We start from the raw sequence: 12,436 nt of genomic DNA on the forward strand, positions 1-12,436 counted from the left end.
TGGGGACGGTTTAGATCAGCGGGCGGCTGCGGGCAATGCGGCCTTGAGCAACTCCCAGGTCGATCCCTGGACCAGCGTGCCGTTGACGACGAAGCCGGGCGTGCCGGTGATCTTGACCTTGTTCCACGCCTCGTCGGTCATCGCCAGGATCGCCTTTTCCGAAGCCGGGTCGGCGATGCAGGCGTCCAGCTGCGCATTGGTGAAGCCGCGCTTGTTCATCAGCGCATAGAGGCCGGTCTTCTGGCCGATGTCGCGCAGCGCCGCCTTCTGCTCGGTCGGCTTGGCGGCGCCCTTGTCGTACGCCATGATCTGCTCCATCCAGGCATCCTGGTTGGCGAACAGCGCCTCATGATTGCCCATGAAGCGCTTGGCGCCGCCGCAACGGGCCAGCAGCGCGGCGGTCAGGTCATATTTGTCGCGCACCGCGTTGCGCACTTCGGCGCTGACCTTGCCGCCCTTCACATAATCGGCCTTCAGCGATGCACTCGCATCATTCACGAAATGGGCGCAGTGGCTGCAGGTATAGCTCACATATTCGACCAGCTTGGTCGGCGCGGCGGGGTTGCCCATGACATGGCCGCCGATCGGCGAGCGTACCACCTGCGCGACCCAGTTGGGCGCGGCGGCGACGGCGATGGCGGGAACGGCGATCAGGGCAAGCAGGGAAAGGCGGAACTTGGTCATGGGGCAGTCCTAAGGCATCGCCCCGGACGGGGCGGGTTGCATCAACCGATCTTGGGCAGGCCATTCGAATTCGCAAGCCCCTGTGCCAGCGATTCGAGGACTTTGCGCAATTCCGGGTCACCGATGTCGCGCAGGGAATCCCCCAGCTCGACCGGAATGGGTTTGAGGTTGCGGGGCGGCGGACGCCGCTCGACCGGCGCGGGGCCGACCATGCCCTGCTTCATCGCCACCTTGGCGACGGCGGCATAGCCGAAGAAGCGGTTCACCCGCTCGATAATGTCGGGCAGCGCATGCTGGATCATCGGGGCATGGCCGCTCATCACGGTGAGTTGCAGCGTGCCCCCCGATTTCTGGCCCACTGGGAAGCGGATCGATTCGGGCGCGGTGATCGCGGCATAGTCGGCGCCGACGATATCGTTCCAGCGGGTGACGATGCTCGACTGGACGAAACCGAACTTGCGAAAGGCGGTACGGCCGATCTCCGGCATCAGGTCGGCGATCGCGCGCGGCGCACCCACGCGGGGGCGCTCGGCCGGCGGCGCGGCGCGGCTCGTCTTTTTCGCGGTCGGGGGGCGTTCCGTCATGGCGCGCTACATGGCATAGGGCCGCCATGCGCGTCGAGATGTCGGGTTCAAAAATCGCACGGGATCTGCTGGCCCATTATGACGTCCATGCCCGGCGCCTGCCCTGGCGCGCGCCGCCGGGCGCCAATGCGGCCGATCCCTATCATGTCTGGCTGTCCGAAGTGATGCTGCAACAGACCACGGTCGCGGTGGTCGGCCCCTATTTCGAGAAATTCACGGTCCGCTGGCCGACGGTGGAGGATCTGGCCGCCAGCGCCGACGCCGACCTGATGGCGGCCTGGGCAGGACTGGGCTATTATGCGCGCGCCCGCAACCTGCTGGCCTGCGCCCGCGCCGTGGTGGCCGACCATGGCGGCCGCTTCCCCGATACCGAAGATGCATTGCGCGCCCTTCCGGGCTTGGGCGCCTATACCGCCGCCGCCGTCGCCGCGATTGCCTTTGGCCGGCGCGCCGTAGTGGTCGACGCCAATGTCGAACGGGTGGTCGCCCGCCTGTTCGCGATAGCGACGCCCTTGCCCGCCGCCCGGCCGGAAATACGCGCGGCGGCCGACAGCATCACGCCGGATCTGCGCGCCGGCGATTTTGCCCAGGCGATGATGGACCTGGGCGCCACCATCTGCACGGCGCGCAACCCGGCCTGCGGCATCTGCCCGCTGCGTCAGGATTGCGCGGCGGTGCGCACTGCCGATCCGGCCGCCTTCCCGGTCAAGGCGCCGAAAAAGGCCAAGCCCCATCGCTTGGGCCATGCCTGGTGGATCGAACGGAGCGACGGCCAGGTCTGGCTGGTGCGTCGCCCGGACAAGGGATTGCTGGGCGGCATGCGCGCGCTGCCCAGTTCCGACTGGAATGCGGCGCCCGACGCCACCCCGCCTTTCGCCGCGCAGTGGCGGACGATCGATCCGCCGGTCGCCCATGTCTTCACCCATTTCTCGCTGGCGCTCAGCGTCCACGCTACCCATGTGGGGATGGACCATGTGCCGGCGGGCGCGGGCGAATGGTGGCCGCGCGCCCGGATCGGCGAGGCGGGGCTGCCCACCCTGTTCGCGCGGGCGGCCGATGCGGCGATGAAGGAGATGACGGACGATGCACGGAACTGACCCCCAAGCGCACGGCCTGCCCGGTTTCGTCGGCGGCACGCTCGATCGGGTCGATCATATCCGCAGCAATCCCGCGCTCCATGCGCAGGCCTTTGCCTCGCCTGACGCCCGTTTGCTGGTCCTCGAAGGCCTCGAACCGGTGACGGACGATCATGGCCTGGCTCTCGCCCCGCTCGGTCCCGATGCCCGGATCGAGGAGCACGTATTGCTCGGCGTCGACCTGCAGGATCGGCCGATCTTCGCCCATCTGGTCGAGACGCTGGAACAGGGCCCCAATGCGACGCCGCGATCGCGCGGCCTCGCCGATCTCGTCTCCGCGTCCGACGTGGCGCTCTACGGCACCGCGCGCAGCCTGGTTTTCTGGCATGCCCGCCACCGTTTCTGCTCGGTCTGCGGTGGGCCGACCCATGCGCACAAGGCCGGCTGGGCGCGCCGCTGCGAATCCTGCGCCTCCGAACATTTCCCGCGCGTCGATCCGGTCTCGATCATGCTCGCCGAACATCAGGGCCGTGTCCTGCTTGGTCGCCAGCATAGCTGGCCGCCCGGCCGCTATTCCGCGCTCGCCGGCTTCATCGAGCCGGGCGAGACGGTCGAGGAAGCGGTCGCGCGCGAACTGAAGGAGGAAGCCGGCATCACGGTCCATTCGGTCCGCTATGTGATAAGCCAGCCCTGGCCCTTTCCGTCCTCGCTGATGATCGCCTGCACCGCCCAGTGCGACGATCCCGCGCTGACCCTGGACGAGACCGAGATCGAACATGCCTTCTGGTGCGATGCCGATGGCGTCGCCGCCGCGCTGGCCGGCGATCCCGACGCGCCTTTCCTGGCACCGCCGCGCATGGCGGTCGCCTGGCATCTGCTCGACCATTGGCTGCGCGGCGCGGTTGCCCCGTCCGACGCAAGGGCGTAAGGCCCGGCTTCGTCTTCACTACAGGATCGACCTCCCCTTATGCTCAGCCTCGAAGAAGCCCAGTCGCGCGCGCAGGATCTGGTGACGACGGCGCGCAAGGCGGGGGCGGACGCGGCCGACGCCATCTATGCCTGCAACGCCTCGACCACGGTGGCGGTGCGGCTTGGTGCGCTGGAGGATGTCGAACGGTCCGAGGGTGAGGAGATCGGGCTGCGCGTCTTCATCGGCCAGCGCTCGGCCAGCATTTCCGCGTCGGACATGAACCCGGCGACGCTCGCCACCCTGATCGATCGCAGCATCGCCATGGCGCGCGAGGCACCGGAAGATCCCTATGCCGGCCTCGCGCCGGAGGATCGGCTGCTCAGAAAGCGCGCGCCCTCGCTCGACCTGGTGGACGAGGAAGAGCCTGAACCCGCCGCGCTGCGCGAACGTGCGCTGATCGCGGAAGAAGCGGCGCGCAGCATCCCCGGCATCACCAACAGCGAAGGCGGCGGCGCCGCTAGCGGCCGCAGCCAGGTCGCGCTCGCCACCAGCCATGGCTTTGCCGGCGCCTATGCCGCGACCAACCATTCGACCTGGGCCAGCGTGCTCGCGGGCAGCGGCGCCGACATGCAGCGCGATCATGCCAGCCATGCCAGCCGCCATCTCAAGGATCTGGACGATGCCGAAGCGGTCGGCATACGCGCCGGCCAGCGCGCCGTGGCGCGGCTCAATCCGGGCAAGGTCGAAAGCGGCGTCATGCCGGTCATCTTCGATCCGCGCATCGGCTCCAGCCTGGTCGGTCATCTGATCGGCGGCATGGTCGGCCCGGCGATCGCCCGCCGCTCCAGTTTCCTGCTGGACTCGCTGGGCGAAACGCTTTTCGACAGCAAGATCACGGTCATCGACGATCCGCTGCTGCTGCGCGGCCTGCGCTCGCGCCCGTTCGACGGCGAAGGGCTGCCGGTCGAGCGCCGCGCGCTGATCGAGGATGGCGTGCTGACCGGCTGGCTGATGGACAGCGCCTCGGCTCGGCAGCTTGGCCTGGAACCCACCGGCCATGCCAGCCGGGGCGGCGCCGGTGCGCCGGGTGCGGGCATCACCAATGTCCATATGGAAGCGGGCAGCGTGTCGGTCGGCGAACTGATGGCCGATGTGAAGCGCGGTATCTATGTCACCGAACTGATCGGCATGGGCGTCAATGGCGTGACCGGCGACTATAGCCGCGGCGCCGCCGGCTTCCTGATCGAAAATGGCGCTGTCGGCCCGGCCGTGTCCGAAATCACCATCGCCGGCAATCTGAAGGACATGTTCCGCACCCTGGTGCCGGCCAATGACCTGATGTTCCGCTATGCCATGAACGTGCCGACCCTACGCGTCGACGGGATGACCGTTGCCGGCGGCTGAGCCTCTGTTGCCGGCCGTCGTCGCGGCGGTCACCGATGCGGCCGATCGCGCGCTGGCGCTATGGGCCGATGGCGAGACGCGTGTGCGCCAGTGGGAAAAGGTGCCCGGCCATCCGGTCTGCGAGGCGGACCTGGAAATCGACGTCATGCTGCGCGAGCGGCTGGCGGCGATCGATCCGCAGGCCGGCTGGCTGTCGGAGGAGACGGCCGATACCGTCCATCGGCTCGGCGTATCGCGCGTCTGGGTGGTCGATCCGATCGACGGCACCCGCGACTATCTGCGCGGCCGGCCCGGCTGGGCGGTCTCGGTCGCCCTGGTGCAGGATGGCGCGGTCAGGCTCGGTATTCTGGCGGCGCCCGCACGCAAGGAATTGTGGATTGCGCAGGCCGGGCAGGGGGCGACCCGCAATGGCGTGCCGCTCCATGCCGGTAATCGCACCATGCTGCCCGGCGCCCGCGTGCCCGCCGATCAGCTGCCGCGCGCCGACCGCGATCTCGTCACCGTGGACAAGCCCAACAGCATTGCGCTGCGCATGGCGATGGTCGCCGCCGACGAGGCGGATCTGGTCGCCACCGTGCGTTGGGGCAATGAATGGGATGTCGCCGCCTCCGCCCTGATCGCGCAGGAGGCCGGCGCCATCGTCACCGACGCGCTGGGCGATCCGCTCGCCTTCAACCGGCCCCAGCCGGTCGCCTTCGGCCTGCTCTGCGCGGCGCCGGGCATCCATGCGGCCGCCGCCGCCCGCCTCGCGCCGCGCGCGAAGGAAATATTGGGCAAGGCCTGATCAGCCGGCGCAGGCCTTCACCGTCTGGACGGGCAGCACCTCTTTCAGTCTAGCCCGCACGACATCGGCCCAGATGCGGTAACCGGCCGCGTTCATATGCACCTTGTCGGACTGATAATTGTCGCCCAGCTTGCCGTCCTTCAGCAGTGGCGTGGTGATGTCGGCATAATGGACATTCTGCATGTGCGGGATCAGCCGCCGGGTCGCATCATTATAGATTTGCTGCTGCGGAAAGATCGCCCAGCGCCCCGGACTGGGCTTCATCGACAGGATGATGACCGGCACATTGCCCAGCATGTCGCTGCGCATCTCCAGGAAGCGGGCCATATCGTGGAAGATCGGCCGTAGCTGTCGCCCGCCCGCCAGATCATTCTCGCCGGCATAGAGGATGATCGCCGCCGGTTTTGGCGTTCCCGGCGCGATATTGGCGAAACGCGGCAATATCTCGTTGAAGGTGGCGCTGTTGATGCCGCGATTATGCGCGACCCAGGGCGCCATGTCCTGCTCCAGGCTGGTCCAGCGCTTGATCGACGAACTGCCCACGAACCACAGGGCGCATGGCCCTTCGCGCCCCTGCCCGTCCGGCAGGGTCTGGCTGGCATCGCGATAATGGGTGAAGGCGAACCAGCCCCCGACGATCACGCAAAAAATCGACAGGGCCAGCAGACGCTTGCCCAAAGCTGTATCCAGTCTCTGCAAGATGATGGCGACCCTCCTGCTAATGGCCGAAGTCTAAACGATATTTTCCTTAAGAAAAGATGGCTGCGACGGAATGATGCCATTGCGGATTTTAAGAGCTTGGCAATATTGTGACGCTATCGTTTCGATGGCAAATTTTGCGAGCATATCGTGACCAAGAACCCGTCGATCGACCTGCTGAAAGGCTTGCTGATCCTGCTCGTCATGGGCGGGCACGCGATGGAATTGACGCATCAGCAGCATGTCCTGCTGTGGATCGGCTCGGGTTTCCGCATGCCGCTGATGATCGGCATTTCCGGTTATCTGCTCAACGTCACGCGCACCCGCTCCATGCCGACGGGCGAGATGTTCAGCCGCTATGGCCGACGCATGCTGCTGCCCTGGGCAGTGGCGATGCTTGTCTACTGGCTTGCCAGCGGCGGCCTGCTTTCCTGGCAGACCCCGCTCGATCTGCTGCTGCGTCCGCCCTTCCATCTCTGGTATGTGCCGGCGCTGTTCCTGTTGATCCTGGTGACCCGGTTGCTACCACTTTCGCCGCTTGTGCTGCTGGCGATCGGCACGCCCGTCAGCCTGGCCACCATGTATAGTTTCGGCCTCGACCATGGTGCAGTGGGCGGCAGCCTGTTGTCGCCCGACAGCCGTTTCCTGCGCTACCCCGTCTATTTCTTCTTCGGCATGCTGATGACCGAACGGGGCATGCCCAAACGCTATCTGTGGCCCGTGCTGCTGGTCGGGGCGCTGGGACTGTTCTGGTGGTCGGATCTCTATGGCACCGGCAATGCGCTTGCCTTCGTGCCCGCCCGCTTGCTCATGTGTCTGGCGCTGATTGCGCTGCTGCCCAGCATCTCGGCGGTGCGCCTGCATTTCGGCCCGATCAACCGGATCGGGCGCGAAAGCCTGTTCTTCTATCTCTGGCATCCGCTGGTGATGGGGCTGGTGGCGATGCTCGACCCGCATGGCGCCGTCATCCTCGCTGGTGCGGTGCTGCTGCTCTACATCGCCAGCGCGCTTGCGGGGCAGGGGCGATTGCCGCCCCTGTTGCTGGGCGCGGTGCCGCAACGCAGGCCGGCCCCGGTCGCCATGCAACCGGAACCGGTCACAGCTTAGATCTTGCCATATTTCGCTTCGAAGCCGGCAATGTCGCCGGCGGCGAGATATTTGGCCTGGTCGATCCACTGGTCGCGCACCGGCCGCCCCTTGAAATTGCCCAGCTTCGCGTCGATCGCGGCGATGTCGCTGTCGCTCCAGCCGGCGATCTGGGCATAGCGTGTCACGCCCAGCTCGGTCAGCAATGCGCCCAGCTTGGGACCAACGCCCTTCAGCTTCAGCAGGTCGTCGGCGCCATCGCTCGGTGCCGCGACGGCAGGCGATGACGGGATCGGCGCCGGCGTCGGTTCGATCACAGGCGCGGGCGCAGGCGCTTCCTCGACCACCCGCTCGACCGCGACCGGCTCGGCGACCACGGGCTCGGCAACCGACACCGGATCGGGCGTCGCCACCAACGGCGCAACGACAGGCTCGGCAATCGGTTCGGCGGCGACGGGCGGTGCCACCGGGGCGGGGTCTTCCGCCACGGCCGACTTGCCCTTGCCCGACAGCAGGAACACCAGGCCGATCACGACCAGCAGCGCGATCAGCAGCCACAGGCCATAGTCCATGAAGAATTCCTGCATCGCCCTTTGCCTCCCGGAATGGATATGTCGCCCTATTTAAGGACGCTTGGCGGCGCGGGACAAGGGGGACATGTCCCGATCCCGCGCCGGTTTGGCCCTTATTGCGCCTCGCGGGCGACCTCGCGCCAGCCAATGTCGCGGCGGCAGAAGCCGGTCGGGAAGTCGATCGCGTCGACCGCGGCATAGGCGGCGGCCTGCGCCGCGCCCACCGTATCGCCGGTGGCGGTGACGTTCAGCACGCGGCCGCCATTGGCGACGATCGCACCATCCTTCTCCGCCGTGCCGGCATGGAAGACGCGGGCGCCCTGTGCCTCGGCTGCGTCGATCCCCTTGATCGCGCCGCCCTTTTCCGGCGTGCCGGGATAGCCATTGGCCGCCATCACGATGGTCAGCGCGGTGCGATCGGCCAGCGCGACCGGCCCCTGCTCGGCCAGCCTGCCTTCGGCCACCGCCAGCAGCAATTCGACCAGGTCGCCGTCGAAGCGCATCATCAGCACCTGGCATTCGGGGTCGCCGAACCGGGCATTATATTCGATCAGCTTGGGGCCTTCCTCGGTCAGCATCAGCCCGGCATAGAGCACGCCGGAATAGGGCATGCCTTCGGCCGCCAGCGTCTCGACCGTCGGCTTGATGATCCGCTCGATCACCTGCGCTTCCAGTTCGGGCGTCAGCACACGGGCCGGGCTATAGGCGCCCATGCCGCCGGTGTTTGGGCCGGTGTCGCCGTCGCCGACGCGCTTGTGATCCTGGGCCGAACCGAAGGGCAGGATGGCGCTGCCGTCGGTCAGGGCAAAGAAGCTGGCTTCCTCGCCCGTCATGAACTCTTCCAGCACCACTTCCTCGCCGGCCTTGCCGAACGCGCCGGAGAACATGGTGTCGAGTGCGTCGAGCGCTTCCTGCCGCGTTTCGGCGATGATCACGCCCTTGCCCGCGGCCAGGCCATCGGCCTTGATCACCACCGGCAAAGTGAAATCGTCGAGCGCGGCGATCGCGCCATCCTTGCTGGTGACGCGGATGTAGCCGGCGGTCGGGATGTTGGCGCGCTGGCACAGATCCTTGGTGAAGCCCTTGGACCCTTCCAGCTGCGCCGGCTTCTTGTCGGGACCGAACACGGCGACGCCCATGGTGCGGAGGTTATCGGCGAGGCCGTCGACCAGCGGCGCTTCCGGCCCGATCACCACCAGCGCGATCGAATGGCGGGTGCAGAAATCCAGCACCGCGCGATGATCCGTCGCGTCGAGGTCGACCAGCGTGGCATGCTGGGCTATGCCGGGGTTGCCAGGCGCCGCATAAAGCGTCGAGAGGCGTGGCGATTGTGCCAGCTTCCACGCCAGCGCATGTTCGCGGCCGCCGCCGCCAAGCAGAAGGATGTTCATCTCGGCCATGTCCCCGGAATTTGATGCCTATGACAGTTCGGGCCGCCTGTTAGCCGAGGAAAGGGCGGGGGACAACGCGCCGCCGCTCAGTGTCAGCGAATTGTCGGGCCTGCTGAAGCGGACGGTGGAGGATCGCTTCGGCCATGTCCGCCTGCGCGGCGAGATTTCCGGCTTCAAGCGCGCGGCCTCGGGCCATCTCTATCTGGCGCTCAAGGACGATAATGCCGTGCTCGACGGCGTGATGTGGAAGGGCGGGGCGCAGCGGCTCGCCTTCCAGCCACAGGACGGGGTGGAGGTGATCGCCACCGGCAAGCTCACCACCTATCCCGGTCGGTCCAAATATCAGATCGTGATCGACCGGATGGAGCTGGCGGGCGAAGGCGCGCTGATGGCGCTGCTCGAAAAGCTCAAGGCGAAGCTGGCGGCCGAAGGGCTGTTCAACCGCGATCGCAAGCGCCGCTTGCCCTTCCTGCCGCGCACCATCGGCGTCGTCACCTCGCCCACCGGCGCGGTGATCCGCGACATTCTCCACCGTTTGGCGGATCGCTGCCCGACCCAGGTGCTGCTCTGGCCGGTGCTGGTCCAGGGGCAAGGCGCAGCCGAACAGATTGCCCGCGCCGTGCGCGGCTTTTCCGCCATGGACGGCAGCGGCCCGCTGCCCCGGCCCGATCTCGTCATCGTCGCGCGCGGCGGCGGCTCGATCGAGGATCTATGGAGCTTCAACGAGGAAATCGTCGTCCGCGCGGTTGCCGAATGCTCGATCCCGACCATCTCGGCGGTCGGGCATGAAACCGACACGACCTTGTGCGACTATGCCGCCGACATGCGCGCGCCCACGCCCACGGCCGCCGCCGAAATGGCGGTGCCGGTCCGCGCCGAACTGCTGGCGATGCTGGGTGAGATGGGCCTGCGCTCGGGCCGGGCGGTGCGGCGCGGGGCGATGCAGGCGCGCGAACGGCTGGAGATGCAGGCGCGGCTGATGCCGACGCCCGACACCCTGCTCGCGCCACAGCGGCAGCGGCTCGACCTTCTGTCCGACGGTCTCAACAGCGGCCTGCGCCACCGTCTCGCCGACGCCCGCGCCCATCTGGGCCAGGTCAGTGGCGCGCTGCGCCCGGCCTTGCTGCGCCAATATGTCAGCCGCGCGGCGGAGCGGGTCGACCGGTTGCAGTTGCGCCCCGACTATCTGACCCGCGTCTATCGCGACCGCGCGACCGCCTTCGATCGCCTCTCGCGCCTCTTCACCTCGGTCAATCCCGATCTGCCGTTGCAGCGCGGCTTTGCTCGGGTGATGGCGGGCGATCGGCTGATCCGCTCGGTCACCGATGCACAGGCCGCGGGCCAGGTCAGCCTGCACTTCGCCGATGGCGCCGTGGCCGCCGCGATCGACGCCGCCGCGCCCCTTGAGGCCGCGCCCGCGCCCGCTATATCCGCTCCATCCCGTCCCGCGCGCAAGCCACGCGAAAATGTTGAAGGCGGCCAGCAGGATCTCTTCTCCTGATGCGCCGCAGAAAGGCCTGATTCATGTTGATGTCCAACCGCGACCGCCCGGCCCGGCTGCATTATATGCCCTACAGCTTCCGCGTGCTGCAGGCCGGCGACCATGTGCTGTGCGCCATATCCGGCCAGCGCATCCCGCTGGAGGATCTGCGCTACTGGTCGATCGCCCGGCAGGAACCCTATGCCAGCGCCGCTTTGTCGGTCGAGGCGGAACTGAAGGCACGCGCCGCCGGATGACCCGCCGGCTCGCCGCTTTGCTGGCCCTCACCGCGCTGCCGCTTGCCCCGGCGATGCTGCGCGCGGCGCCGACGAGTGTGGCTGGACCCGATTTCATCCTGTCCGGTCCGGCGATCCAGGGCGGCACTTTGCTCGGCACCGCGCCGGCCGGCACGGTCGCGCTCCATTTCGGCGACCAACTGGTTCCCGTCGATGCCGATGGCCGCTTCCTGGTCGCCTTCGATCGCGATGCGCCGCCACCTGCGAAGCTCAGCGCGCGCCTGTCGGATGGCCGGGTTATCGACCGAACCCTTACCGTCGCCCCGCGCGAATGGCGGCTAGAACGGATCAATGCGCCGCTGCGCCCGACGAAAAGCAGCGAGGCCTTCCTCGCCCTGCGCAAGCCCGAACTGGAGCAGATCGCTGCCGCCCGTGACAAGGTGACGGAGGCACAGGGTTGGCGCCAGACCTTCATCTGGCCGCGCCTCGGCCGGATTTCCGGCTTGTTCGGGTCGCAGCGCATCTATCAGGGCCAGCCCGGCGCCTATCATGGCGGCGTGGATGTCGCCGGCGCGACCGGCGAGCCGGTAGTGGCGCCGGCGGACGGGGTGGTGATCCTGGCCGCCGATCACCCCTTCACGCTGGAGGGCAATCTGCTGATGATCGACCATGGCCATGGCCTCAACAGCGCCTTCCTGCATTTGTCGCGGATCGACGTGAAGCCCGGCGACCATGTGGCACAGGGGCAACGCATCGGCGCGATCGGTGCCACCGGCCGCGCCACCGGCCCCCATCTTCACTGGGGCATGAAATGGAACGACGCGCGCATCGACCCGCTGCTGCTCGCCGGGCCGATGCCGCAACCGCGATAGGGATCAGCCGACGCGCTTGACCCGCAAGGCGCGTCCGCCCTCGACCTTGCCCAGGAAGCTGCCGATGGCGCCGCGCTTGATCTCGATCATGTTGCCCGGTTTTGGATCACGGCCGGTAACGGCTTCGGTGGTCATCCACTGCGCGCCATCCTCCAGGGTGATCAGCCACTTGCCATAGCCCATGCTCTTCACCGCTGAAATCTTCGCTTCGATCTGCGACAGACCTTCGGCTTCGGGCGTGTCCGCCTTGTCATCATCGTCGCCCAGGAACGGCAATTTGGGGAAGGAGAAGCCGAACAGGGTCCGCCGGGTCTTGGTGAGCTCGCTCTTGTCGAGCACGACCACTTCGTCACGCTGCGCCGCGCCATCCATAGCGGCAACCTGTCGATCGAAACAGGCCAGGCGGGTCTTGTCGTCCGGGATTTCACGACATTGCAAAAGGTCCGTGAAAATTTCGGGCTTGGGCTGCTGGCGGGATGCCGCGATGCTTTGGGTTGTCGCCAGGCAAAGGGAAAGGGTCAGAAATAGGCTTGAAATGGCCTTGGTGCGCATGATTCTTTCTCGCTCGCCGGATGAGGGCTGCAGCATGCACCGGCCTGAAAGAAGGTCAAGGGCGGCCGGGCTGGCGCAGCGCAGATGGGTGCAAGGTCATATTATG

At 67.2% G+C, this 12,436-nt stretch carries 14 protein-coding genes; 8 read left to right on the forward strand and 6 right to left on the reverse strand.

Translation table 11 applies throughout. The features are described 5' to 3' along the window. Positions 1–15: 15 nt before the first annotated feature. Together ACI6S0_RS19360 and ACI6S0_RS19365 are read right to left on the reverse strand one after the other, a co-directional pair. Positions 16–684: a thioredoxin domain-containing protein gene (locus ACI6S0_RS19360; RefSeq protein WP_004209297.1), complete on the reverse strand. Its 669-nt coding sequence runs from the start codon at positions 682–684 to the stop codon at positions 16–18. Positions 685–725: 41 nt separating this feature from the next. Next, the gene (locus tag ACI6S0_RS19365) at positions 726–1,268 is read right to left on the reverse strand and encodes a DUF721 domain-containing protein (RefSeq protein ID WP_069338756.1); all 543 of its coding nucleotides are present in this window, start codon (positions 1,266–1,268) and stop codon (positions 726–728) included. A 26-nt stretch (positions 1,269–1,294) separates the two neighbouring features. Here ACI6S0_RS19365 and ACI6S0_RS19370 point away from each other — a divergent pair, with 26 nt between their 5' ends. The 4 genes from ACI6S0_RS19370 to ACI6S0_RS19385 are packed head-to-tail and all read left to right on the forward strand — an operon-like array spanning position 1,295 to position 5,442. After that, positions 1,295–2,365 (forward strand): A/G-specific adenine glycosylase, encoded by a 1,071-nt coding sequence (locus ACI6S0_RS19370; RefSeq protein WP_434404007.1) that lies wholly within the window; start codon positions 1,295–1,297, stop codon positions 2,363–2,365. Then, positions 2,352–3,272, forward strand: a complete 921-nt coding sequence (gene nudC, locus ACI6S0_RS19375; RefSeq protein WP_434404008.1) for an NAD(+) diphosphatase — start codon at positions 2,352–2,354, stop codon at positions 3,270–3,272. Before ACI6S0_RS19370 ends, nudC begins: the two co-directional genes overlap by 14 nt. Positions 3,273–3,311: 39 nt before the next feature. Beyond that, complete coding sequence (locus tag ACI6S0_RS19380) at positions 3,312–4,658, forward strand: TldD/PmbA family protein (RefSeq protein ID WP_434404009.1); 1,347 nt, start codon at positions 3,312–3,314, stop codon at positions 4,656–4,658. After that, the gene (locus tag ACI6S0_RS19385) at positions 4,645–5,442 is read left to right on the forward strand and encodes a 3'(2'),5'-bisphosphate nucleotidase CysQ (protein ID WP_434404010.1); all 798 of its coding nucleotides are present in this window, start codon (positions 4,645–4,647) and stop codon (positions 5,440–5,442) included. Before ACI6S0_RS19380 ends, ACI6S0_RS19385 begins: the two co-directional genes overlap by 14 nt. Here ACI6S0_RS19385 and ACI6S0_RS19390 read toward each other — a convergent pair whose 3' ends face one another. Beyond that, positions 5,443–6,141 carry a GDSL-type esterase/lipase family protein gene (locus ACI6S0_RS19390; protein ID WP_434404011.1) on the reverse strand — a complete coding sequence of 233 codons (699 nt, stop codon included), beginning with the start codon at positions 6,139–6,141 and terminating at the stop codon, positions 5,443–5,445. A gap of 150 nt (positions 6,142–6,291) precedes the next feature. On the opposite strand from ACI6S0_RS19390, the gene ACI6S0_RS19395 reads away from it, so the two are divergent. Continuing rightward, positions 6,292–7,248, forward strand: coding sequence for an acyltransferase family protein (locus ACI6S0_RS19395; RefSeq protein WP_434404012.1), 957 nt, complete (start codon positions 6,292–6,294; stop codon positions 7,246–7,248). Here the strand turns inward: ACI6S0_RS19395 and ACI6S0_RS19400 are convergent. Next, on the reverse strand, positions 7,245–7,814 hold the full coding sequence (locus ACI6S0_RS19400; RefSeq protein ID WP_434404013.1) for a hypothetical protein: 570 nt from the start codon (positions 7,812–7,814) through the stop codon (positions 7,245–7,247). The two genes, ACI6S0_RS19395 and ACI6S0_RS19400, sit on opposite strands and share 4 nt — an antisense overlap. Before the next feature lie 98 nt (positions 7,815–7,912). Next, on the reverse strand, positions 7,913–9,190 hold the full coding sequence (purD, locus tag ACI6S0_RS19405) for a phosphoribosylamine--glycine ligase (protein WP_313393325.1): 1,278 nt from the start codon (positions 9,188–9,190) through the stop codon (positions 7,913–7,915). Positions 9,191–9,197: 7 nt separating this feature from the next. Between purD and xseA the strand changes: the two genes are divergently transcribed. The 3 genes from xseA to ACI6S0_RS19420 are packed head-to-tail and all read left to right on the forward strand — an operon-like array spanning position 9,198 to position 11,778. Continuing rightward, positions 9,198–10,691 carry an exodeoxyribonuclease VII large subunit gene (xseA, locus tag ACI6S0_RS19410; protein WP_434404014.1) on the forward strand — a complete coding sequence of 498 codons (1,494 nt, stop codon included), beginning with the start codon at positions 9,198–9,200 and terminating at the stop codon, positions 10,689–10,691. Between the two features lie 23 nt (positions 10,692–10,714). Then, on the forward strand, positions 10,715–10,927 hold the full coding sequence (locus ACI6S0_RS19415) for a DUF2093 domain-containing protein (protein WP_004209312.1): 213 nt from the start codon (positions 10,715–10,717) through the stop codon (positions 10,925–10,927). After that, positions 10,924–11,778, forward strand: a complete 855-nt coding sequence (locus ACI6S0_RS19420; RefSeq protein ID WP_434404016.1) for a M23 family metallopeptidase — start codon at positions 10,924–10,926, stop codon at positions 11,776–11,778. The genes ACI6S0_RS19415 and ACI6S0_RS19420 overlap by 4 nt, the downstream gene beginning before the upstream one ends. A 3-nt stretch (positions 11,779–11,781) precedes the next feature. Here the strand turns inward: ACI6S0_RS19420 and ACI6S0_RS19425 are convergent, their stop codons facing one another. Beyond that, a complete protein-coding gene (locus ACI6S0_RS19425) occupies positions 11,782–12,330 on the reverse strand; it encodes a hypothetical protein (RefSeq protein ID WP_434404017.1) in 549 nt (182 codons plus the stop codon). Positions 12,331–12,436: the final 106 nt, after the last annotated feature.

The organism is Sphingobium sp. DN12 (assembly GCF_051058005.1).
Taxonomy (GTDB): domain Bacteria; phylum Pseudomonadota; class Alphaproteobacteria; order Sphingomonadales; family Sphingomonadaceae; genus Sphingobium; species Sphingobium yanoikuyae.